This is a genomic window from Algoriphagus sp. CAU 1675, from assembly GCF_029222925.1.
Classification (GTDB): Bacteria; Bacteroidota; Bacteroidia; order Cytophagales; family Cyclobacteriaceae; genus Algoriphagus.
The window spans coordinates 117,198-139,811 of record NZ_JARHUI010000007.1; the positions used below are offsets into that span (position 1 = coordinate 117,198).

The following is a 22,614-nucleotide window of genomic DNA, read 5'->3' on the forward strand; positions in this document are numbered from 1 at the left end:
ACGGCATGAACCCATTTCAGTCAGTCTTCGAAGCCATAGGAGAAGAAAAAATCAAGGAATTGGTCAGCTACTTTTATCAGGAAGTGGAGACAATTCCGGAGCTCAGAAAACTTTATCCGGAGGATTTGGCACCCGCTGAACGCAGGCTTTATCTTTTTTTACTTCAGGTTTTTGGAGGTCCCCAGACTTATTCGGAGGAGCGTGGTCACCCTCGGTTGAGGATGCGCCACTTTAACTGGGAAATAGACGGGAAGATGAGAAACCATTGGATCAATGCCATGATCTCTTCCATGGACAAATTGGACTTGGATCCCAATGTCCGGGAATTGATGCTCAATTATTTCATCAAAGTTGCCAACCATATGATCAACCATGAATAAGCTGCTGAGGAGAATCTATTCCATCTATGCATCAGCTTTGTTTTTGATCAGCTTTTTGTTGGGCTTTCCATTCATTCTGGTCTGTATTTGGATTCCCGGTTGGAAAAAATTCGGACGAAAAATCAACAGGTACTGGGCCAAGGTTTATTTCACACTCATTTTCATGCCTGTGCATATGGTGAAAAAAGCCAAAATTGAGAAAGGCAAACCCTATATTTTTCTAGCCAATCATTTCAGCTATTTGGATGTGGCCATGATGGGATTTATCCCGGGAGACGTACAGTTTATTGGTAAAGCCTCCATACGAAAAGTCCCGCTTTTCGGCTATTATTTTAAGAAGCTCCATATTGCGGTAGAAAGGTCCTCTGTTCGAAGCAGAGCAGAAACGATGCGCAGAGCGGGTCTCGCTTTGGAAAGCAAAAGCAGTATTGTATTATTTCCGGAGGGTGGGATCTACACCAAAAACCCACCCCAAATGGCTCCATTTAAAAATGGTGCTTTTCGACTGGCTTTAGACAAACAAATCCCGATTATCCCTGTCACATTATCCTATAATCATCTAATTTTACCCGATGACGGGAAATTTCTGATGAGGCTAAAAAGAGCCAAGATGGTATTGCATGAAGCAATCAGCCCTCAACCATCAGATACCGAAGAAAGCCTAAAGCAAAAATGCTTTGAAATCATCCAGAGGCAATTGGACGAAGACAATAAAAAAAGCATGTAGCCCAAAAGCATTGAATCCGAAAAAATGGATGTATCCATCGCCTCGTAAAAAGAGTTTATGATCTAGAAGATTCTGATTAAAATGAAAATAGACAAAGCAGCAATCCAGAAAATAGCCCATCTGGCAAGGCTTGAATTTGACGAAAACAGTGCCGAGAAAATGTCCAGGGACATGAGTCAAATTCTGGACTGGGTGGAAAAATTGAATGAATTGGACACTGAACACATTGAGCCTTTGACCACCATGTCCTCTGAGGTCAATGACATGAGGGAAGATAAAACCGGCAAGCACCTCAGTCATGAAGATGCCCTCAAAAATGCCCCTAAAAGGGATTCTCAGTACTTCCGTGTACCAAAGGTCTTGGAATGATTCAGATGCAAAGTCCCAATCAGTTACCCCCACTTGCAAAAATCCCGGCCCTCCTTCTGATCATCACGGGAGGGCTTTTTGCTTTTTACTTTCTTTTTTTCAACCCTGTTCCCTATCAGGCCATCCAAGCCGGTTATTTTCTGGACAGAATTCCTATCCCTTTGGACTTAGCTCATCTTGGTCCACTGGAGTTTCCAATCAGGGTGGACAACTTCTTGGTTTTTCAGGAATTCAAGTCCCTAGCCCCCGGATTCACCATTCCAGAATCCCTGTTTTTTGGGATTTTAGTATGGCTTGTTGGAGCTGCTACCCTTAGTTTGGTTTCAGAATTCAAAAAAGGATACTTCATTTTAGCAGGTATTATCTGGATACTCTTATTGACTCTCAGCAACCTGAACGGACTGAATATCGGTGGTCCCAGTTCCAATTTTGCCCTCATCATTGCTTTAAGCGGCAGCCTACTTCCGGTCATTTATTTTCATATACGAGCTGGAGTTTACTCCTATCCATTCCGGTTTCTTAGCAACCTTCTGATATCGGGTGCGGCATTTTATGCCCTGATCCATTATGCAGAAATCCCTTCTCCAGCGCTATTTCTTGCGGAGCACTTGAGTTTGATTGGCTTTGGTATGGCGATTTGCTGGATATTTTGGTCCGGACATGGATTGATCTCCGGTATTTTTGTCCTGCTTACACGGGCAAACAGAAACCTGAACCTGAGGATTTCCATACAAATCAGTCTTATTACCCTGGTTTATTTGCTGATTCTGCTAAATAGCCTTTTTGACTTGGTTAGTACCCCTTTGGAATTCCTGCCTGTTTTCAATCCTCTTCTCCTGCTTTTACCCATAGGAATCTTAGGATGGTTTACTCTGGAAGCGAAAACCAATTCTGTTCCCTCCAACTTGGTGACAGGTCCCATGGCCTTGAAGGTCTTGTATTTGCTTGGATTTGGAATCAGTCTTTGGATGGTTTGGAAGCTCAAGCTATCGGGAAATCAGGCCGGTGAAGAACTTTTCAAGCATCTTTTGGTATATACCCAACTTGGCTTTAGTCTCTTTTTCCTGATCTACCTCCTGATGAATTTTGCTACCCTCATGGATAGTGGCCAGGCAGTTGATAGGATATTGTTTAAACCTTACAACCTCCCCTATTATCATCAGAGAATCGGAGGCTTGATTGCCATGTTGGTGATGATTGCCTATTCGGAGGGGATCATAGGAGTTCAGGTCAATTCCTACAGCAACAATATTCTGGGAGATTATTATTACCAAAGTGATCAAAAACTGGAAGCCAGCATTATCTATGAAAACAGCTGGTTTCGCTATAGAAACAATCCCAAGGCAAAAAACCTGACTGCCCATCTTCTAATACAACTTAACCAGCCAAGTTTAGCCAAGCAGCATTTGGAACAAAGTTTTGCAGAAGCTCCTCAAGTTGACAATATCCTGCTGCTTGGTGATCGCCTTCTTCTGGAAAACAATATTTTTGAATCCATTTATTATTTGGAACAGGGGCTCAAATGGTTTCCCGGTGATCCTCGCCTATTGAGCAATCTCGCCCTGTGTTATGTAAGAACAAATCGGTTCGAAGATGCGCTCTCCCTTTTGGAAGAAAAGTCTGGAAATGAAGCACTTCAAAGTAACCTTTCCGCACTTCAAGCGAAATTGGGGGTATTGGAAAACAATTCTTACTCTCCAGAGGACCTCATCGGTCAAATCAACGAAGTAGCCAAACAAAATGCTTTGGGAAATTTACCCGAAAAAGACCTTCTTGAAGCTATCCAGGAAAAATTGGAAAAGGAAAGTTCTCCCAAGGTGATTCAGGCTGCCTGGAGGAATGTACTTTCCCAAAAAGATTTCTCAGATCCGAATCAGGACTTGGAACTTCTGGAAAGGCTTTGGCAGGAACCCGGCTTTGAGCAATTCATTATGGACCTTCAGGAAACTGCCGTAATCAGGAGTTTGGGAGCAGGAAGAATCAGTGATGCCATAAAAAACCTAAACGGTCTTGCATTTAGAAACCCGGGAGATGCCGCCCGCTTCCTGAGTCTTTCCTCCTCCATACTAGCCCAGCAAATGGATTTTGAAAAAGCATCCTTGGAGTTAATGGGAGCTGAAGAAAATGGCTTTCAGAATTTTCAGGCCCAACATTTGGTTTGGCTGTATCTTGGCGGAAAAATCGAGAAGGCTGTAGAACTCTCCCTACAATCCGGGGTTCCTCTTCCTTCCTTCCTTTTGGAAGAATCCGGCAATAACTTCAGGTATCTTCAATTGATTGCAAGTTTCCATGAAAGTATTCCCGATCGCCTTTTTAAAGCTTGGGGAGAATTCCCGTCTGGAGAATTAAAAACCGATTTGGCTATTCGAATTTTAACATATAAAGCGCATGGTTTGGATGAGTCGGACTTGAGGGAATTAGGCAAGGAAGTAATGGATCAAAAAGGATCTCAAGCCGATTTGGGAAAATTCCTTTCCAATCCTGACCTCAAAAATCAGGCTAGCGTCGAGGCTTTTCTAAAGTGGCAAGGCTTGGGTGAAGAACTTACCGGAAACCCTTATATAGGTCCATTGATTTGGAGTGCTGTGGAGATCAACCCGGACAAACTCAAACAATACGAAATCCTGAATGCGGCCACGGAATTCAACCGTGACCCTGTCCTTTGGATTAAAAAGATCAAATTGGCCAGAGAGATAGGATTGAGTAATTATGCCACCGAAGCTTTGGTTCAAATGCAGGAATGGCTAAGTGATGAAGAGATCCAAAGCTTACAATTGTCTAACTTCTAGATCGCATTAACGTATTTTCAATCAATAGATTCTATTTTTATTGAGCTATACTTTACCTTAAGGAAAATTTTCAACCATGAGCAGAGTAATTGAAACCCACGAGATCAACAGAACCTATAAAATGGGCTCGGAAATCATCCAGGCCCTCAAATCCATTTCCATCAATGTTGACCGGGGAGAGTATGTGGCTTTTATGGGACCATCCGGTTCCGGAAAATCCACTCTCATGAATATCATCGGTTGCCTGGACACACCGACTTCAGGAACCTATATTCTCAACAACAAGGATGTGTCTGACATGACTGAAAATGAACTGGCAGAAATCCGAAACAAAGAAATTGGCTTTGTATTCCAGACCTTCAACCTGCTACCACGGGCTAGCTGTCTGGAAAATGTGGCCCTTCCCTTGGTGTATGCGGGATTTAGTAAATCTGAGCGGGAAGAAATGGCTTTCGAGGCTTTAAAAAACGTAGGTCTTGAAGAAAGAACCAAACACCGTCCCAATGAGCTTTCCGGTGGACAGCGACAGCGTGTTGCAATTGCACGGGCTTTGGTCAACAACCCCAGTATCATTCTGGCTGATGAACCTACTGGAAACCTGGATTCCAAAACCTCCTATGATATAATGGAGCTTTTCCATGAACTCCATTCCAAAGGAAATACCATCATCATGGTAACCCACGAGGATGATATAGCCCACTATGCACATAGAATCGTGAGATTAAGAGACGGCTTGGTAGAATCAGACACCCTCAACCCCAATCCTACCAGAGGAGTGGCAATGCATGCGTAGCAACACCTGATTTATTGAAATAGATTCTTATTTTTGCAGGAAAATCAGAAGGGCTTAGGCATGAAAATCTATACCAAAACAGGAGATCAGGGAATCACATCTTTATTAGGAGGTGTGCGTGTTCCCAAATCCGACCTGAGGATTGAGGCTTATGGCACGGTAGATGAACTAAACTCCTATATAGGACTACTCAGAGATCAAGAAGTCAACCAAAAAAGGACTGATTTTCTAAAGGAAATCCAGGATAGGCTTTTCACCATAGGTGCTGATTTGGCAACTGCTCCCGGAAAGGAAAAGGTGAAAAAACCGGATCTCTATGTAAAAGACGTGGAAAAGCTGGAGCAAGAGATGGATCAAATGGAAAGCGAACTGCCGGCATTGACCTCCTTTATTCTTCCCGGCGGCCATCAATCTGTTTCCTTTTGTCATTTGGCCAGAACAGTTTGCAGGAGAACCGAACGGATCGTGGTGGAGCTGGCGTCCTATGAACAAGTAAATGAATTAGTCATTCAATATCTCAATCGCCTCTCAGATTACCTTTTTGTCCTTGGAAGAAAAATGGCCCAGGAACTAGAGGTAGAGGAAGTAACCTGGAAAGCCAGGACTTGATTTAAAAAAACCTGTCATCTCAATACTCAAACCTATCGGCACCACCGAAAATTATTAAAGCATGAAGACTTCTTTAGCATTTCCGATACGTAAAACTCAGCATTCCCATTTAGCCGGCACCGACTTTTCCAATTTGGTTTTCGGAAAGACCATCTCTGACCACATGTTTGTGGCAGACTATAGAAACGGAGAATGGAGTGATCTTCGAATTGAGCCCTATGCTCCCATGCAACTCAATCCTTCCAATGCTGCTCTACATTATGGGCAGTCTATTTTTGAGGGTATGAAGGCTTATAAAAATGAGGAAGGGGAAATTCTGGTGTTCAGGGCAGATGCCAACTGGAGTAGAATGAATGAGTCTGCTGAGAGAATGTGCATGCCTTATCTTCCGAAGGAAATTTTTATGGAGGGAATGACACAGCTCTTGGATCTGGATAGAGATTGGGTGCCTTCAGCCAAAGGCTCTTCACTTTATATCCGCCCCTTCATGTTTGCTATGGATGATTACATCGGTGTAAAGCCATCAGACACCTATAGATTTATCATTTTCACCTGCCCTGTAGGAAACTATTATTCCAAACCGGTAAGTGTAAAGGTGGAAACAAAATTCACCAGAGCCACTGAAGGAGGTACTGGAGCTGCAAAAACTGCCGGTAACTATGCTGCTTCCCTTTACCCAGCCCTACAGGCCCAAAAAGCGGGCTATGACCAATTGCTTTGGACGGATGGAAAAACCCACTCCAAAATCGAGGAGAGTGGCACCATGAACGTGATGTTCAAAATCAACGGGACTTTATTGACTGCTCCTGTCAACGGAGGTACCATCCTAAAAGGAATTACAAGGGATTCTGTGATCCAATTGGCCAAGGATTGGAATCAGCCTCTCGAAGAACGTTTTGTAACGGTTTCAGAATTGAAGGAAGCCCTGGAAAACGGAAGCCTGGAAGAAGCATTTGGAACAGGGACTGCAGCAACCATTGCTCATATCCGTCTGATCAATATTGATGGTAAGGATTATGAATTACCCGGTAAAACAAGTGATGCATTCTCCTACCGGGTTTTGGATGCCCTTGATGGCATCAAGTATGGATCCATTGCTGATCCCCATGAATGGATCATAAAAATTTGAAATAGAAATTTTCTATAAACAAAAGAAGCTGCTCTCCAAGGGCAGCTTCTTTTATTTAGAGTCAATAGTACCAAAATACGTTCAAGACCTGTCAGGTTTTGAAAACCTGACAGGTCTCTTCAACTTTCATGGCTGAGCGTGAATTTACCCAATTCATTAATTTTTCAAGAAACCCAGTTTTGAAATTCTGATCAAATGGTTTTCCTCAAATATTCCCGGGCAATTTCCAAATCCTCCTTGGTATCTATGGCAATGGACTGGTAAAGGGATTCTACCATTCTGATTTTAATTCCGTGTTCCAACAGGCGAAGTTGCTCCAGCATTTCCAGCTGTTCCAAATTGCCCTTAGGCCAGGAAGTAAAGGATTGGAGCATTTCCCTTCTATAGCCATAAATCCCTATATGTCTTTTATACGTCAATCCCGGAATATTCTCCCGATTGTAGGGAATAGGCGAGCGGGAAAAATAAAGTGCATCGGAATGCTGGTCCAATACTACTTTGACCGCATTGGGGTTAGCTGCTTCTCCCTCCGAAATGGTAGCGTAAAGAGAAGCCACCTGAACTGATTTATCCTCAAAGACATTCACCAAATCCCTTAAGGATTTTGCATCCTGAAAGGGCTCATCCCCCTGAACATTGACCACCAAGTCAGCCTCCACTTCAGTGAGCGTTTCGGCAATTCTATCTGAACCACTCTCGTGAGACTTTTTACTGAAAAACACCTTCCCTCCTATGGCTTCAATCTGTTTTTGGATCTCCTCATGATCAGTCACTACCCAGACCTCATCAAAAACTCCTGTTTGCTTCGTACTTAAATAAGTCCGCTGAATTACCGATTTACCTTCCAGATCCTGGATCAGTTTGGCCGGTAATCGGGTGGAAGCATATCGTGCAGGAATGAGGGCAGCTACTTTCATGAATGGGCTATACTTAGGGGAATAAAGGTACGGAAAGTGAATTCATTCGATTAAAAAAATGGACTACTAATCCATTAAATTAAAGGGTATAAGCAATCTGTTACACTCTGAATTTACTTAACAACCTAGAAAGCCAGGAAGAGGTAGGACTCTTGCTGTTATCTTGATCATAATAGGCTCCTGTATATTCATTTTTCCGCATATAGGAATAATTGTAACCATATCCGTAATTATATCCTCCAAAGTCATATACATCCATTCCTGCTTTCAAACCATTGAAGACCGCATAAATATTATCAATCTGATCATTTGCATACAGATCATTGACCATCATCAGGTAACGTTTATGGGTATAATCTTGTCTAACTATATACAAGTTGACATCAGAAAATCTCAATAGGTCCATGGTTTCGGAAACCAATCCAATTGGAGGGGTATCCATTACCACCACATCAAATTCCTCCTCCAAAGAGCTTAAGAAATCGTTCATTTTATCCTTAAGCAGCAATTCAGCAGGATTCGGGGGAATAGGGCCTGAAGGAACCACATAAAGATTTTCATAGGGAGTTTGAACGATAATCTCCTCCCGGCTCGCTTTATCTACCAAATAATTGGAAAGTCCTGTTTGATTTGAAACCCCCAGGTATTCTGAGATTTTTGGACGTCTCAAATCCAAGCCTACGATCAAGGTCTTCTTCCCGCTCAGCGCAATGGCTGAGGCTAAATTGATACTTACAAAGGTTTTTCCTTCACCGGAAACTGATGAAGTCACAAGTATTTTCTTGCACTTTTTATCACTGGCAATGTAAAACAAAGCGGACCTTAGAGAGCGGAAGGACTCTGAAACCATGGACTTTGGAAACTCCTGAACCAAGAGGTTGGTATCCTTTGTACTGTGACCAATTGTTCCCAGCAGGGGAATTCTCAAGACATTCTTAAGCTGGATTTGGTCTACAATTTTATTGTTGAGGTAATGATATAGCAATAAAATACTGAGGGGGATGATTAATCCCAGGCCAAAAGCAAGACCATAGTTTTGGGATTTTTTTGGAAAAATAAGACTTCCTCTACGAGCATAATCCAGAACTGAATTATCGGAAATATTGGAAGCTCTGGCGATACCTGCTTCCGCTCTCTTTTCCAATAAGTAGTTGTATAAGTTTTCTCTAAGTTTAAATTCCCGATTTAAACCCATAAAAACCGATTCGGCTTGGGGAAGTTTAGAAAACTCCTTTCCTTCATCGGAAAGCTTGGCTAGGGCCTGAGCCTTTCGTTCTTTGGTGTTTTCTACCAGATTGTGGATATTTTCAAAAATATTCTCCCTAACCCGTGAAATCTGGGCATCCATCTCCTTAACCTTGGGATGATTTTCGTTGACGCTTGTAAGCAGTCCCCTTCTTTCCAAAGAAAGAGAAATCAGAGATCCCACCAGGGAATTTAGGGAGCCATCGGCTATTCCGACTAAGGAAGGAGCCAGTATCTCAGAATAATCCCTCCCTTTTTCATTCAGGTAGTGCTGTAAGGATTGATAATAAGTGAGTTCGAAGTCAATAGCCTGAATCTGTTCTTCCAAGTCTTGCATATTGCTCAAAACTCCCCCAAACTCCGAATTCACATCCATCAACTGGTTTTGAACCTTGAAATTCAACATTCTCCGCTCCACGGCCTTCAAGGAGTCTTCCACTACCATCAGTTGATCCTGAAGGAAGTTGAGGGTATTCTCTGTCATTTGGTTTTTCACCTTAAGGCTATACCCTATGTAGGAATCCATCAAGGCATTGACATAATCTCTTCCTTTTTCAACTACTTTAGTGACCATGGAAACCTGCAGCACGGTACCGTAGCTGTTGATGGGACGCACTGAAATTGCCTTGGAATAAGAGTCGATCACATTCATTGGGTTATGGATCACGAATGACATTCTATCCCCTACCTTCAGATGCTTTTGTTTATGGATTTTAAACTGGCTTTTTTCAGAACTGATCAGCTCTCCAAAACGGAAGGGCCTATTTAATACGGCTTCATCTACAGGTCCATCTGCCTTTGCATTCAGGAAGTCAAAAAAACCGGATTCCTTTTTTGAAAGGATAAATTCATCTTCACTCAACATGGTGAAAGTGATCTCTCCCATTTCCATTGTAGGGAAATTAGGGTCAACCTCCACAAAAATCGGAGACTGGTCATACATCTCCACCTCTTTGATATTGGTGGAAGCATAATAGGTCACATTGAAATGGAGCTTTTTTAAGGCTTCCTCTGCCAAATTCTTGGAGGTAAGCAGCAAAATGTCATTTTCCAGATTGTAGGCCCCGGAGAAAATATTGGAACGGTCCAAAATTTTCATTTCCGGACTGGAATTTTGTTTGATCAGGATACTGCCCTGAACCTCATATTCCTCAACTGAATACCGGTGAAAAAGAAAAGTAACAATCAAACCCAAAAACACGCAAGTCACATACAAGGGCCAATACCTCGCATACTTGATGAGGTAATACTTGATGTTAATGGGTTTTACATCCTCCTCAAACTTGGAAATGTCTACTTTTCCGTCAATCATATGGAATTACTCAACAAGGCAATCAACAATAGAATAGATGAAGTTACTGAAATAATCAAACCCAGGGAAGAAGATAGATTATCCGCACTTCCAAGCTGCCGAATGTTCATTGGCTGCAGGTATAATATATCGTTAGGCTGTATAAAAAAATAAGGTGAGGCCAATAAAGCGCGGTCATTGAGGTTGATCTGATGAATTTTGCTGCCACCATCGTATTGCCTGATGATAAACAATTTGTTCTTCTTGGCCAGAATATTAGACTCACCGGCAACTGCCAATGCATCGAAAATCGTAGCCCGGTTCTTCAAAATTACCTGAGCCCCGGACCTACTAAATTCTCCCAATGCGGTGAATCGAATGCCTCCAATTCTCAATTTCACAAAAACCTTTTCCTTAAAATAGACATTGATGGATTCCTGGACTTTTTGCTGTGCTTCCTCTTCGGTCAAGCCACCAATCTTGATTTTACCCAATTGGGGAAGCTCTACATACCCTTCCTGATCAATAGAATAGCCTGTAAAATAAAAAAGGTCGTTCACTCCGCCTCCACCCCCGCCTGTGCGCATGCTTCGGCTACCCTGAAACTCAAAAGGCTTGATCAGCTCATCATTGGAAGAAGCAAAGTCTATATCCACAATGTCAAAGGGCTGCAAAACATATTTGTAGTCTACGGTCGCGTAAGGAATAAATTCATCCAAACCTATCTCAGGATTTCCCGGAATATTTTGGAGATAATTGATTCTCTTGTTACTGATACAGGAACTCAGCAAGCCGAAAACAATGAGAATTATCGCAATTGGTCTATTCATTCGCTCAAAATCTTTTTAATGCTCTTAAGTCTTGATATTATCATCATGAATTTATGGACTTAGAGATCGGTAAAAACTCAGTGATGAACTCATCCATTGTTTTAGACTGGAGTCCTCTTTGATCTTTTAAACCTTGGGTAAATAGCAAAATCTCTTCCAAAACTTTCATATTCTCTTTGGGAAAATGCCCAAAATTATGAGGGTGCCACCAAAGATGATACGTTAGCCCCTTGGCTGCGGCAAATGAAAGCTCTTCCTTAATTCTTTTAACACGGAGTTTATTGAAAAAAGTACCCGGACGGTAGGGACGCAGCAACCTGGAGGCTGGAATACAACAAAGCCCATTTTCTGTTACCACAGGATTGTCAAAACAAGTTTGCTTGCCCAAACTAAACAAGGTATCCCCGGTTCTAAATACTTTTTTGATCAGGGTTTCTTCGGCTGTATTTTTCCAAAACCAATCCGATGGGTTGGTTCTAACGGTCTTGAACCCCGCTTTTTCAACAATGGACAATATTGTTTCATCATATTGATTTCTTGGAAAAACCAGGGATTTTAAATCTATCCCGAATTTGCCTTTTGCAATCCTTTTCGCAGCCTTCAAGTCATCTAAAAAAGCTTCCTCCGTACTCCCCTTTTCCCCTGTGTAATAGTGAGAATACGTATGGGAACCCAATTCCTGTCCCGGTGTGGATAGGATTTCCTTAATTAGATTTGGCGCGAAAAGGATTTCATTTGGAACCTTCCTGAAATCCTTGGCCCAATGGTAGGCTGAAAATTTTGGTTCTGCATAATCAGGCTTGATTGAGGGCGAAAAAGCCTCCCACTCCTCTTTATTGTCTGCCATCAACATCCCCACAGTAGCCCATGTTGCATGGATTCCATGCTTGGAAAAGAGTTCCAAAATAGCAGGAATCACTTCCCTAGTGTTCCGGTAATAATGGATGTACTGCTCTGGGTGGTATTTATCGAACCTCCCCCAATGCAGCTCAAAATCCAATGAAATGACCAGCGTTCCCTTTTTACTCACAAGCCTAAGTCCCGCCTCCCCTCAGCCTTCATTTTTTGCACTTGACGCTGCTTTCCTATTGCCATGATAAAAAGCCAGATCGCACTCATCTGTATAAATGGAATCCATATCGATTTCATTCTCGCCATAAGGCCTAAATTATTGAGAACAAATGTGTGAATAATGAATATTCCCAAACTTATCAGGGATGCGACTTTCAATTCAAAAGGCAATTTGTTGAGGAATCTAATCCCCAAAATCAATCCACTCACAACAATAATAAAAGAAAGGTTGTTTTCCATCGACACTATAAAAGAATCAAAACTCCAAAAATCCAGACCAACAGGCCTGAAAATAACCGTCCAAAGTCTTTCAGGCCAAGAAAGTTCCAGCATATCGACACGGGTATTCGCGCCGAATGCATCCAGAAAGTCAAACTGTCTATGACTAAAATCCTGAATATTCTGAAAGGAAATATCTTCCATCCCTGCCATCAGTTTCAGCCGATTCAGGATCAGTAAGAAAAGAACAGCCAAAAAGACTAGAAAGGACGACTTCCAAACAAGCTTTGCCCGCAGTTTCAAAAGTAAGAGATAAAGTAAGGGAAGCAATAAAAAAAATGCGATTAGCGGCCGAATCATCAAACAAAGGAGGAAACCAAGAATAAAATATCCCCATCCATTCTCCATTTTTTGAATTCCCCGAAAATAGAGTCCCAAGCCTAAAAAAAGCAGGGCTTCTTTAGAAACCCCAGCTGTCCAGAAATGTAGATTTGGGAAAAATAGGGGCAAAAACAACAATAGCGAGAAGTGACTTGAATCCATATATTTCCTCCGGTAATCCCTCACCAAAAGAAAAACAAATCCTAATCCGACAAAAGACAGGAAGGAATAGATCAAGTTGCCTGTGAAATAATTCAGGCCCAATAGTTTTGAAGGAATATAATTAAGCCATTGGATAAAAAAAGTACTGAATCCAAAGTGTTGCATCCAGGATGTAGCGGCCTGAGATTGGTCAGCAGTCAGACTCCAATACCGGCTTGAATCCCCTCCATGGTTGAGAATATAGAAATGGAAATATAAAGTAGCCCCCAGATGCACAATCCAAATTCCAAGAAAAATAAAGGTCTCATAGTTGGTGAAATTTTGTTTTTTCCTTGCAAAAATCACCATTAAAAACACCAGAATGTTGACAAGCAACAATGAGAAAATTGACATTTTGAATTGAATAGCCTTTAGGCAAGATACAAAAGCAAATCAGAAATTTACAGGCTTACAAATTCCCAAGAGAAAGCTGGTAATAATCCAGACTTTTTTCAAGGCTAAAATTATCCATGGCATATTTTCTGGGAGAACTCTTCCTTTCACTGAGCCCAGATAGCCATTTCTTGAGATCCTGAAAATCCCTAAAATCCCTGTAAAAGAAACAGAAATCCTTTGATTGGAGCTGATCATCCATATCACCGATTCCCGGGCTTAAGATCACAGGAAGATTCATCATGAAATATTCTCCCAACTTGATCGGGGATAATCCGCATAAAGAAGGGGCCTGGGTTCTTAAACTAAATCCCACATCCCCAGCTGATAGCCATTTGGGAATTTCATTAAAATCAACCTCATGGATAAAGACCCGTTCCATGGATTCTTCCGGAAACAGACTAGAGGCATACTTTGAATTTCTGCTTAAAATCAACAGGTAAACCGGCAATTCTTCTTTTAAAAAATTTTGAATGAGCTCCTGAATTGCTTTTGGAGCATAGGATTCCCCCAAGGAACCTGAATGTACCAACAAAACATCCTTTTCCCGAAGGCCCAGTTGCTTTCGTATTTGGTTTCTACTTTCGATCTGAAAATCAAAAAAATCAGGATCTCTACCATTGCATACAACCGTAAACTTCTCCATTCCCAGGCTTGGGTTGTTTTTTCTATGCCATTCTATGGACTTTTCACTGCGGGTGATAATGTGATCGGCCCGAATTAATGCCTTCCTCTCTATTTCAGTAAGAAGCCTATACAGAATGCCTCCTTTTTTAAGTCCTCCAAAATCTACCCTTTCCTGAATGGGTAGCCCATCCGCATCAAAAACAACTCTTATTTCCTGCTTTTTCAAAAAGCCATTTAAGCCATTCACTATCCATGCAGGCATGGTACTTCTGGGCATCAAAACTTTGATGTCATTCTCCAAACAAAGTGCTTTGATTCGTTTTCTTGCTTGTTTAACGGTCCGATAGGCCCCAAACAATGCATTTGGTTTTTTTGAAACCTGTTGATGGAAATAGACAATCCCCTGATCTTTTGCCAAGCTCCTGATCCGGGCAACCTCTTCTTCAGAAGCCCAAGAACACTGAAAGACATAGGCCTGAATCAGACCCCTATCCTGCAGACCTTTTAAAATTGGAAAGAACAAATTCTCCAGGTAGTTACTTGAGTCCGAGTCCCAGGAAATGAAAAGGAGTTGCTGTGGCAATTATTCGTTTGAATTAAGGATACAGGATTAAAAATGCTGAATTTAAAACAATAATTAAAAACTAAAGAAGGAAAAGGAGAAAGGAGACTTTTTAATCATCACCCAAATACCGGACCGAGCCATTTTCCCTGACAGCCCGAAGGCATTGTCTTCTTCCCCCTTGAGGATTGAAGGAAACGTGTACCCATTGGTCAAATTCCTGGATCAACTGATCATAGGGAAGTGTTGAATTTTTGATTCTTTGATACAGCTGCTCGGTACTGAGATGCGCTACTTCAATATCGGCAGCCTGTCCTTTGAGGTGTTGGCTCTTGGTGGATCCCCCAACGGCTTGGTTGAGGCGGGCACATCTGTATCCGCTGTTTACAAACACCGCTCTTCTCATCGAATCCCTGAGAGGTTGCAGGATATGTTCACACAGTAATCTTAAGTTGTCAATGACTTCCAGATCCGGGTCAAACTGTTCTGTGATATCATTTCGGGTTGCAGTTTGACTACGTAAAAGTTCATGTAAAGAGAAATTCTTGCTGAGTTGCATAGCGATAAAAGGATAAGGTTAAAATTGAAAACAATTAAAAATCAGGTAGTTAATATAATAAATTTGAGTTAAAAGTCATGGGTTGTAGGTTCTAAGTTCTAGGTTGTGAGTTGTATCCAATCGATTATCGTCACTGCAAGGAGGCGGAACGCCGACGCGGCTTCTGTTAGGTGGGTTGTAAGTTGTGAGTTGTAGGTTGTAAGTTATGGGTGGACGCTTTGCCTACTGCTAACCGATCACTGACCACTGTTTTTGGTTGTGAGTTGTAGCCTATCGATTGTCGTCACTGCGAGGAGGCGGAACGCCGACGCGGCAGTCTGTTAGATTGGTTGTGGGTTGTAGGTTGGAAGTTGTGGGTTATAAGTTGAAAGTTTAAAGTTTAAAGTTGGTGAAGGTTGTAGGTTGTAGGTTGTGAGTTGGAAGTTATGGGTTGACGTTTTGACTGCTGTCTACTGGTCACTGACCACTGTTGTGGGTTGTGGGTTGTGAGTTGTATCCAATCGGTTATCGTCACTGCGAGGAGGCGGTAAGCCGACGCGGCAGTCTGTTAGGTGGGTTGTAAGTTGTGAGTTGTAGGTTGTAAGTTATGGGTGGACGCTTTGCCTACTGCTAACCGATCACTGCCTACTGTTCTAGGTTGGATGTTGTGGGTTGTAGGTTGTAGGTTTTGAGAATTGAAAATTGAGAATTGAGAATTGAGAATTAGGAATTATGAATTGGGTTATGGGTTATTGATTGATCCTCAGTGCTTACTGCTCAATGGCATTATCGGTTAATTGTTTAATTGGTTAACTGGTTAATCGATCAGAGGAAACGGTCATTGGGTAAAAGGACTCCGAAGGAGTCGAACCGTGAATAGCCTAGGGTGAAACCCTAGGATATAGAATGGAATACAGAACCAGCGCTGGCGCAGGATTTGGGTTTGGAAATGGGTTGAATTGCCAGCAAGACAGAGACGACCTATCGGATTGAAAATCCTACGATATATTGTTCGACATTGCAAATGTCGAACAGCTGGATGTAGGTTTTGAGAATTGAAAATTGAGAATTCTGAATTGTGACCTTCCCTAATCCCTTCTGCTTAATTCGTCGAATTCGTGGTTTATTTAAAAGGCTATGCTTGATTCCGGTAGCAACCTGTCTGGAAAGCTCTTTCCGCCTATAGAAGATAGTATGTCAAATATTCACGCATCAGACTTTTCCTAGCTTGAGCTGATTAAACATCGTATCCCTATCCCAATACCCATGTTGGATAAGGATTTTTCCATTTTCAATTTGAAAAATCTCACAGCCTCTCATATCAAACTTATTGTTATTTGGGGAGTAGCCTGCAAACTCCCCTTTCATTGTCCCACTAAAATTCCATTCTACAACAACCCAGGTCCCGTTCTCAACAATGTTCAAAGCTTCAATGCGAATGTCAGGAAAAGCCTTAAAAATATTTTCGTAGGTAATTCTCATTGATTCACGTCCCTGTATTGGTTTATCATAAGGAAGCTGAATATTTGTCACATTTTCATGGTAAAGAGATGCCGCATTTTCTGGATTATGGCTGTTATAAAATTCAATCCACTTTAGAGCTAGATTCTTTGGCGTCAGGTTTAACAGGTTGTTCTCCTCCATAATTTATTACCTGTATAATTCTAAAGATTGAGTTTGCTGAGTTTTATCGATCAAAATGCACTCTCCGGAAAAATCCCACCTCTTCTTCAGGACACCAAATTCAAAGCGCCTTAGCTTAGCTCCCAACCTTATAAAATGCAAAGGCCATGGAGTTTTCATCTCAATCTTTTATTGGTACTGATTCTTGGATCAATTGAGGAAATTGATTAAAAAAGCTTGCTAGTTGAGGCTGGTCCATCTTTCCAAAGGATAAAAAAACGCTCTTTAGAAAAAGGCCGGACACATTTTTTACGGGATTATCAAAAACAGGTTTTAGATAACCAAAGCATAATTTGATTTTTCTATTTCCAAAGTTTTCCCAAATTGAAAGTTTAAATCAATTCAATTTTTACCTTAAACTTTTAACTAAAGATTATGAAAAAAATTACGCTGACGATTTGTTTGATGCTTTCTCTTAGTTCACTTCTACTAGCACAGTCCTTGGACAAATTGGATTCAATAGTCGATCACAAGAAAGATTTAGCCGGGAAAAATTATAAGTACAAAGCCACAATTCTTTCCTCCAACTTTACTTTGCCTGTGGTAAAATTCAACCGATTTGAATCCCCGGATTTGAATGGAGCGCAAGGGGCTGTTTCATTTTTCAATTCTGTGGGCGCTGGATTGGTTTTTACCGGAGGAGAAATCAGGGAAATCAGGGATGCCAACGGTGAAATCATCAATCAGGATTTTACTCCAACTTACGGAATACATTTTGGCTTTCTTTTCAGTTCCTCTGTGGGAGAAAATTCAACCAACTCCTTTGCCCCAACTATTGGTTTTAGCCTACTTGATTTCCAATTCGGAATAGGAAGGGAACTTGGTGACCTTCCTGATAATTACAAAAGAACCTTCTACACGGTATCCTATAATATCCCGCTTTACAAACTTAAAAGAGGGGCTTATTACGTGCTCCGGGTTGGGGACATCATAGATGACACCATTTTGAAAAAGGGAAGGCTTGGCGTGAACTGAACTTATTCCCCTGATCCTTTGGCCAAAATTCCGGGCTTGGGTAAGGAGAAAAATCCTCCCCAAGCCCTCAATACAAAATCAGATCCTCCTCTCCATCTCATACTGATTCAGAAAGTTTTCAAGACCTAGGCTCTCCAAAAGCTGAATTCTTTCCTGATCTTCTGCATCTACATTGATAATTCTGAAAGTAGGACATACTCTTTTGACAGCAGTAAATAGCCTTTTCCAAGCTCCCGGTTCGGATGTCAGGACCTCAAATTGCAGTAAAAAACTCCTCTCGGGAAGCATCATAAAATAGGACTCAGGCTTACCTTCCTTTAATACCTCATAATAGGAGAAGTTTCCCCTTTGAATGGTATCGATATGCATTTCCCAAGAGTACCTGTCGTGATGGACCAATAAATCCCTATTGATTGCTCTGCTGTCCAATTTCCTGACTTCAAAAAAATCTGTACTGTCTAGTTGAGGAGTTCCTGAATAACAGCGGTAGTGTTTGGTTATGCGGAATCCCTCCCGTTCATAGGTCTTAATGGCAATGGTGTTTTCCTGAATGACCTCCAGAATGTAATTTTCCACTCCCTGGATCTTAAGCTGGGGGAGCACATGGCTGAAAATTTGAGAGACAATTTTTTTACCCCTATAGGCTGGCAAGACTCCTGTTGCGGCATTGTAGGCAGTATATACTCCATTTTTTTCACCCAAGGCGTTTAATACAAAACCGACCAAAACCCCATTATCGAACATTCCAAAGGAATAACGGTAATTGACATTAGCCTTTCTCCAGCGTTCCTGAAAATAGGCATCGTCTTTTGGAAACTGAGTGAAGTAATTTTCAAATGCTTTGTAAAAACATTGAATGATTTCAGAGAAGGGAATCCCTTCCAGATTGTTTACCGTCATTTTTAAAAATCTTGAAGTTTTACGGAAGGGAGAACCCTTGGATTAAAAAGGGATTACGGATTTCTTTTTGGGGAAGTTTTTTATAGAAAGATTTTGAGGTGGGGACTTTATTTATTGTTTACTACCAAATTGCTGATTAGCAAAGGTTTAAAGTTGTAGGTTGTGGGTTGTGGGTTATAAGTTGAAAGTTTAAAGTTTAAAGTTTAAAGTTGGTGTAGGTTCTAGGTTGTGAGTTGTAAGTTTTGGGTGGACGTTTTGCCTACTGCTAACCGATCACTGCCTACTAGGTTTAAAGTTGGGTTATTTATTGATTCTGTTTGTTCTGGGTTATTTGTTTAACTGGTTAACTGGTTAATCGATCAGGGGAAACGGTGATTGGGTAAAAGGACTCCGAAGGAGTCGAACTGTGAATAGCCTAGGGTGAAACCCTGGGATATAGAATGGAATACAGAAACAGCGCTGGCGCAGGGTTTGGGTTTGGAAATGGGTTGAATTGCCAGCAAGATGGAAAGGGAATGAGGAAGTTAGAATTAAGAATGGGGAATGAGGAATGAAGAATTGAGAATTATGAATTAGGTTGTGGGTTGTGGGTTATAAGTTGAAAGTTTAAAGTTGGGGTAAGTTCTAGGTTGTGAGTTGTAAGTTTTGGGTGGACGTTTTGCCTACTGCTAACTGATCACTGACCACTGTTTTTGGTTGTGGGATGTAGGTTGATCATCAGTGCTTACTGCTCAATGGCATTATTGGTTAATTGGTTAACTGAATAACTGGTTAATCGATCAGGGAAAACGGTGATTGGGTAAAAGGACTCCGAAGGAGTCGAACCGTGAATAGCCTAGGGTGAAACCCTAGGATACAAAATGGAGTACAGAACCAGCGCTGGCGCAGGGTTTGGGTTTGGAAATGGGTTGAATTGCCAGCAAGACAAAGACGACCTTTCGGATTGGAAATCCTACGATATATAGTTCGACATTGCAAATGTCGAACAGCTGGGATGAAGAATGAGGAATGAAGAATTGAGAATTAGGAATTGGGCTAGAGGACAGCGAAATCATGAATTTTGAACAAAAGCCATGACATTCCGTAAGCAATTCCCGGGCACAAAAACCAAATAATGCTTATTTCCAAAGAGTTACCCCCAGTTGAACAAATAAGTAGACTTCGAAATACATGGGATGGAATAGAGTTGGGAACCAATCTAATTTGGCCAGATTTACTGGTTGATACAAGCCTAAGCTCCTATTCCAAGTTTGTACCGGAAAGTTCCTTTTCAATTTTTACCGTAAAAGGACCGGGTTCCGTAGACGTCAAACTTAAGTCCAGAAACTATAGAATCTGTAGAAATACACTGATGTTGATTCCTCCCTATGAAAGTTTTGAATACCGAATCAATAAAGGACCTTCTGTGGATATTCTCAATCTGCATCTGGGATTTAATACGTTTAAAGCCGTTTTTTCAAGTCAATTAAAAAGTCAAGAGGAATTATTGGATAAACCAGAAAGTGAGGAGGAATTCGACTTTCTTTCAGGATATCTATTCCACAAACCCCTAGAACTGGAACGCTTTTTAAACCAGTACCCAAATCTGGAACATGAGGAATTTATAGAAGAGACTATGGCCTGGGTCTTCAAGTTCATCAAGAAGGAGAAAACTCATCAAAGCTTCATCAACAGTTCGAAAAAAAGCACACAAAAAGAGCTATTCAAAAGGGTTTCTATTGCAAAGGATTTGATCTTCAGCCAATACAGTGACCCATTTTTAACCTTGGACAAGATGAGTTCCGCCGCTAATCTTTCCAAATTTCATTTTATTCGGATATTCAAACAGGCATTTGGAAGCAGTCCCTATCAGATGATCCGGGAAATCCGGATCCGGAAAATCCAAGAACAACTTTCAGAAGGAGAGAATGATGTGACTGCACTGGCCTTAAAGAATGGGTTTCAAGAGCCCAATTCTATCTATCCGATCTTGAGAAAAAGAAAAGTACGCAAAGGAGGATTTAGCAATTTTGAATAAGGAAATCAGTTTCCGAGGATCCATTTTTGTTTCAAAAAAAGAAAAAGATGGAGGTCCAATTAATTCGCAATGCTACTCTTAAATTGAAGTATGCCGGGAAGACATTTTTGATTGATCCTTTCCTGGCTCCAAAGTTTTCAATTCCCTCATTTGCCGGAAAATCCAAAAACCCTACATCTGAGCTTCCGCTCAGTATTGAGGATATTCTAAAAGATGTGGACTTTGTTTTAGTCTCCCATCTGCACCCGGATCATTTTGATGAAGTGGCCCAGCAAGTCATACCGAAAGAAATTCCGCTTTATTGTCAAAAAGCTGATGCTTCAAAGCTTGTTGAAATGGGTTTTGAGACAGTACACCCTTTAAATGATTCCCAGTGGATTGAAGGAATTCAACTCCAGGCAACGGAAGGTATGCATGGAAGAGGAGAAATTTTAAACTTCATGGGTAATGTATCAGGCTTTGTATTTTCCCACTTTTCCGAAAAAACAATTTATTGGTGCGGGGACACGGTTTGGTATGAAGGTGTAATGGAAACAATTGACCGGGTAAAGCCGGAGATTATTGTGTGCCATGCAGGAGGAAACAGATTTTTCAAAAAATACAATGCGCTGGGAGTTGAATTAAGTGAGGATACCCTAAGTGTTGTGATGGACGAAAGACAAGTAGTGGAACTTAGTCAATATGCTTCAAACTGCATAGTTATCGCGACTCATATAGGGGCTTTGGATCATGAAACCCTTACCCGGGAAATGCTGAGAGAATTTGCGAATAGCAAGGGAATTTCTTCTTCCAGGCTAATGATTCCCCAAAACGGAGAAATCTTGTTTTTTACCCACTAATCGCCTTTTGAAATGGAAGAAAAGTTGAAAAAAATGGGCTTATTTCTACCGAACGCAAGTAGTCCCGGAGGGAAGTATGTATCCGTAAACATAAGGGGTACCATTGGGTATGTAGCCATCCAGTTTCCCATTATTGAGAACAAATACTTTTACTTAGGAAGATTAGGAGCCGAGGTAAATACTCGGGATGGATATCAAGCAATGCAGTTCTGTGCACTCAATGTTCTTTCGCAAATCAAAAAGCACGTGGACATGGATAACTTTATAGGCTTGAACCATATAGATGCTTATTACCAAGGCAGCAAAGGCTGGGATGATGCCCCAAAAGTGGTAGATGGTGCCTCTGAATTGTTTCTGGAAATCTTGGGAGAAAAAGGACAACATGCCAGGGCAATATTTGGAGTGGAAAGCTTGCCCAGAAATTTTTCGGTTGGCCTAACTGCTAGTTTTACATTCAAAAAAAGGGGTCGAAGCCAAGGAGAGTAGTTTTTGGGTTTTGGTGATTGGGGTCTGAGTTGTGGGTTGTGGGTTATAAGTTGAAAGTTTAAAGTTTAAAGTTGGTGTAGGTTCTAGGTTGTGAGTTGTAAGTTTTGGGTGGACGCTTTGCCTAATGCTAACTGATCACTGACCACTGTTCTAGGTTGGATGTTGTGGGTTGTAGATTATAGGTTGATCCTCAGTGCTTACTGCTCAATGGCATTATTGGTTAATTGGTTAACTGAATAACTGGTTAATCGATCAGGGAAAACGGTGATTGGGTTAAAGGACTCCGAAGGAGTTGAACTGTGAATAGCCTAGGGTGAAACCCTAGGATACGGAATGGAATACAGAAACAGCGCTGGCGCAGGGTTTGGGTTTTGAAATGGGTTGAATTGCCAGCAAGACAAAGACGACCTTTCGGATTGAAAATCCTACGATATATAGTTCGACATTGCAAATGTCGAACAGCTAGGTAATTGACCGCGAAGGGCCGGGATGCGCGTAGGAAAAAACTTTCGGCCCCGGTCTTTTCTTCCATCCTTCCGAGATTGTTCAAATTCCTCTGTCTCGTTTAGGATGGATTTTTTCTCCTTCTTCAAGCCTAAAAATGGCTGGATCACCGAGACAAGCTCGGCGCTAAGCCATTTTT

At 41.5% G+C, this 22,614-nt stretch carries 20 protein-coding genes; 11 read left to right on the top strand and 9 right to left on the bottom strand.

Translation table 11 applies throughout. The features are described from left to right. The first annotated feature begins 5 nt into the window (after nt 1-5). The 7 genes from P2G54_RS15990 to P2G54_RS16020 all read left to right on the top strand — a co-directional run bounded on the left by P2G54_RS15990 (nt 6) and on the right by P2G54_RS16020 (nt 6,796). Nucleotides 6-380: a cyanoglobin gene (locus P2G54_RS15990; RefSeq protein ID WP_275872556.1), complete on the top strand. Its 375-nt coding sequence runs from the start codon at nt 6-8 to the stop codon at nt 378-380. Then, nucleotides 373-1,107 carry a lysophospholipid acyltransferase family protein gene (locus tag P2G54_RS15995; RefSeq protein WP_275872557.1) on the top strand — a complete coding sequence of 245 codons (735 nt, stop codon included), beginning with the start codon at nt 373-375 and terminating at the stop codon, nt 1,105-1,107. The genes P2G54_RS15990 and P2G54_RS15995 overlap by 8 nt, the downstream gene beginning before the upstream one ends. Before the next feature lie 81 nt (nt 1,108-1,188). Then, complete coding sequence (gene gatC, locus P2G54_RS16000) at nt 1,189-1,476, top strand: Asp-tRNA(Asn)/Glu-tRNA(Gln) amidotransferase subunit GatC (RefSeq protein ID WP_275872558.1); 288 nt, start codon at nt 1,189-1,191, stop codon at nt 1,474-1,476. Continuing rightward, a complete protein-coding gene (locus P2G54_RS16005; protein ID WP_275872559.1) occupies nt 1,473-4,265 on the top strand; it encodes a tetratricopeptide repeat protein in 2,793 nt (930 codons plus the stop codon). Before gatC ends, P2G54_RS16005 begins: the two co-directional genes overlap by 4 nt. A gap of 76 nt (nt 4,266-4,341) precedes the next feature. After that, on the top strand, nt 4,342-5,058 hold the full coding sequence (locus P2G54_RS16010) for an ABC transporter ATP-binding protein (protein ID WP_275872560.1): 717 nt from the start codon (nt 4,342-4,344) through the stop codon (nt 5,056-5,058). 60 nt (nt 5,059-5,118) lie between these two features. Beyond that, nucleotides 5,119-5,667: a cob(I)yrinic acid a,c-diamide adenosyltransferase gene (locus P2G54_RS16015; protein WP_275872561.1), complete on the top strand. Its 549-nt coding sequence runs from the start codon at nt 5,119-5,121 to the stop codon at nt 5,665-5,667. Between the two features lie 61 nt (nt 5,668-5,728). Continuing rightward, nucleotides 5,729-6,796, top strand: a complete 1,068-nt coding sequence (locus tag P2G54_RS16020; RefSeq protein WP_275872562.1) for a branched-chain amino acid aminotransferase — start codon at nt 5,729-5,731, stop codon at nt 6,794-6,796. Nucleotides 6,797-6,987: 191 nt separating this feature from the next. Here P2G54_RS16020 and kdsB read toward each other — a convergent pair whose 3' ends face one another. From kdsB to P2G54_RS16060, 8 genes are all read right to left on the bottom strand, one after another. Continuing rightward, nucleotides 6,988-7,713 (bottom strand): 3-deoxy-manno-octulosonate cytidylyltransferase, encoded by a 726-nt coding sequence (gene kdsB, locus P2G54_RS16025; protein ID WP_275872564.1) that lies wholly within the window; start codon nt 7,711-7,713, stop codon nt 6,988-6,990. Between the two features lie 100 nt (nt 7,714-7,813). Then, entirely contained in the window at nt 7,814-10,270 is a 2,457-nt protein-coding gene (locus tag P2G54_RS16030; protein WP_275872565.1) for a polysaccharide biosynthesis tyrosine autokinase, read from the bottom strand. Further along, a complete protein-coding gene (locus tag P2G54_RS16035) occupies nt 10,267-11,079 on the bottom strand; it encodes a polysaccharide biosynthesis/export family protein (RefSeq protein ID WP_275872567.1) in 813 nt (270 codons plus the stop codon). Before P2G54_RS16035 ends, P2G54_RS16030 begins: the two co-directional genes overlap by 4 nt. A gap of 43 nt (nt 11,080-11,122) precedes the next feature. Beyond that, entirely contained in the window at nt 11,123-12,109 is a 987-nt protein-coding gene (locus P2G54_RS16040) for a polysaccharide deacetylase family protein (protein ID WP_275872568.1), read from the bottom strand. Then, nucleotides 12,106-13,305 carry a hypothetical protein gene (locus P2G54_RS16045; protein WP_275872569.1) on the bottom strand — a complete coding sequence of 400 codons (1,200 nt, stop codon included), beginning with the start codon at nt 13,303-13,305 and terminating at the stop codon, nt 12,106-12,108. The genes P2G54_RS16040 and P2G54_RS16045 overlap by 4 nt, the downstream gene beginning before the upstream one ends. Before the next feature lie 55 nt (nt 13,306-13,360). Beyond that, nucleotides 13,361-14,554, bottom strand: coding sequence for a hypothetical protein (locus P2G54_RS16050; protein ID WP_275872570.1), 1,194 nt, complete (start codon nt 14,552-14,554; stop codon nt 13,361-13,363). 91 nt (nt 14,555-14,645) lie between these two features. After that, the gene (locus tag P2G54_RS16055; RefSeq protein ID WP_275872571.1) at nt 14,646-15,092 is read right to left on the bottom strand and encodes a D-Ala-D-Ala carboxypeptidase family metallohydrolase; all 447 of its coding nucleotides are present in this window, start codon (nt 15,090-15,092) and stop codon (nt 14,646-14,648) included. A 1,191-nt stretch (nt 15,093-16,283) separates the two neighbouring features. Further along, complete coding sequence (locus tag P2G54_RS16060) at nt 16,284-16,715, bottom strand: ester cyclase (RefSeq protein WP_275872572.1); 432 nt, start codon at nt 16,713-16,715, stop codon at nt 16,284-16,286. Nucleotides 16,716-17,129: 414 nt separating this feature from the next. On the opposite strand from P2G54_RS16060, the gene P2G54_RS16065 reads away from it, so the two are divergent. Further along, nucleotides 17,130-17,729 (top strand): hypothetical protein, encoded by a 600-nt coding sequence (locus P2G54_RS16065; protein WP_275872574.1) that lies wholly within the window; start codon nt 17,130-17,132, stop codon nt 17,727-17,729. A gap of 78 nt (nt 17,730-17,807) precedes the next feature. Here P2G54_RS16065 and P2G54_RS16070 read toward each other — a convergent pair whose 3' ends face one another. Next, nucleotides 17,808-18,629, bottom strand: a complete 822-nt coding sequence (locus P2G54_RS16070; RefSeq protein WP_275872575.1) for a GNAT family N-acetyltransferase — start codon at nt 18,627-18,629, stop codon at nt 17,808-17,810. A gap of 1,114 nt (nt 18,630-19,743) precedes the next feature. Between P2G54_RS16070 and P2G54_RS16075 the strand changes: the two genes are divergently transcribed. From P2G54_RS16075 to P2G54_RS16085, 3 genes are read left to right on the top strand one after another with little or no spacing between them, the layout of a single operon-like run. Beyond that, a complete protein-coding gene (locus tag P2G54_RS16075) occupies nt 19,744-20,646 on the top strand; it encodes a helix-turn-helix domain-containing protein (RefSeq protein ID WP_275872577.1) in 903 nt (300 codons plus the stop codon). Nucleotides 20,647-20,693: 47 nt separating this feature from the next. Further along, nucleotides 20,694-21,485 carry an MBL fold metallo-hydrolase gene (locus tag P2G54_RS16080; protein ID WP_275872578.1) on the top strand — a complete coding sequence of 264 codons (792 nt, stop codon included), beginning with the start codon at nt 20,694-20,696 and terminating at the stop codon, nt 21,483-21,485. 12 nt (nt 21,486-21,497) lie between these two features. Then, complete coding sequence (locus P2G54_RS16085) at nt 21,498-21,971, top strand: RidA family protein (protein ID WP_275872579.1); 474 nt, start codon at nt 21,498-21,500, stop codon at nt 21,969-21,971. The last annotated feature ends 643 nt before the right edge of the window (nt 21,972-22,614 follow it).

What these genes read in the sequence shown, in the direction of transcription:
- gatC (WP_275872558.1), top strand. Translation starts at nt 1,189, where the DNA reads ATGAAAATAGACAAAGCAGCAATCCAGAAAATAGCCCATCTGGCAAGG.
- P2G54_RS16060 (WP_275872572.1), bottom strand. Translation starts at nt 16,715, where the DNA reads ATGGAGGAGAACAACCTGTTAAACCTGACGCCAAAGAATCTAGCTCTA.
- P2G54_RS16010 (WP_275872560.1), top strand. Translation starts at nt 4,342, where the DNA reads ATGAGCAGAGTAATTGAAACCCACGAGATCAACAGAACCTATAAAATG.
- P2G54_RS16045 (WP_275872569.1), bottom strand. Translation starts at nt 13,305, where the DNA reads ATGTCAATTTTCTCATTGTTGCTTGTCAACATTCTGGTGTTTTTAATG.
- P2G54_RS16005 (WP_275872559.1), top strand. Translation starts at nt 1,473, where the DNA reads ATGATTCAGATGCAAAGTCCCAATCAGTTACCCCCACTTGCAAAAATC.
- P2G54_RS16070 (WP_275872575.1), bottom strand. Translation starts at nt 18,629, where the DNA reads ATGACGGTAAACAATCTGGAAGGGATTCCCTTCTCTGAAATCATTCAA.
- P2G54_RS16075 (WP_275872577.1), top strand. Translation starts at nt 19,744, where the DNA reads ATGCTTATTTCCAAAGAGTTACCCCCAGTTGAACAAATAAGTAGACTT.
- kdsB (WP_275872564.1), bottom strand. Translation starts at nt 7,713, where the DNA reads ATGAAAGTAGCTGCCCTCATTCCTGCACGATATGCTTCCACCCGATTA.
- P2G54_RS16080 (WP_275872578.1), top strand. Translation starts at nt 20,694, where the DNA reads ATGGAGGTCCAATTAATTCGCAATGCTACTCTTAAATTGAAGTATGCC.
- P2G54_RS16065 (WP_275872574.1), top strand. Translation starts at nt 17,130, where the DNA reads ATGAAAAAAATTACGCTGACGATTTGTTTGATGCTTTCTCTTAGTTCA.
- P2G54_RS16015 (WP_275872561.1), top strand. Translation starts at nt 5,119, where the DNA reads ATGAAAATCTATACCAAAACAGGAGATCAGGGAATCACATCTTTATTA.
- P2G54_RS16020 (WP_275872562.1), top strand. Translation starts at nt 5,729, where the DNA reads ATGAAGACTTCTTTAGCATTTCCGATACGTAAAACTCAGCATTCCCAT.
- P2G54_RS16055 (WP_275872571.1), bottom strand. Translation starts at nt 15,092, where the DNA reads ATGCAACTCAGCAAGAATTTCTCTTTACATGAACTTTTACGTAGTCAA.
- P2G54_RS15995 (WP_275872557.1), top strand. Translation starts at nt 373, where the DNA reads ATGAATAAGCTGCTGAGGAGAATCTATTCCATCTATGCATCAGCTTTG.
- P2G54_RS16085 (WP_275872579.1), top strand. Translation starts at nt 21,498, where the DNA reads ATGGAAGAAAAGTTGAAAAAAATGGGCTTATTTCTACCGAACGCAAGT.
- P2G54_RS15990 (WP_275872556.1), top strand. Translation starts at nt 6, where the DNA reads ATGAACCCATTTCAGTCAGTCTTCGAAGCCATAGGAGAAGAAAAAATC.
- P2G54_RS16035 (WP_275872567.1), bottom strand. Translation starts at nt 11,079, where the DNA reads ATGAATAGACCAATTGCGATAATTCTCATTGTTTTCGGCTTGCTGAGT.
- P2G54_RS16030 (WP_275872565.1), bottom strand. Translation starts at nt 10,270, where the DNA reads ATGATTGACGGAAAAGTAGACATTTCCAAGTTTGAGGAGGATGTAAAA.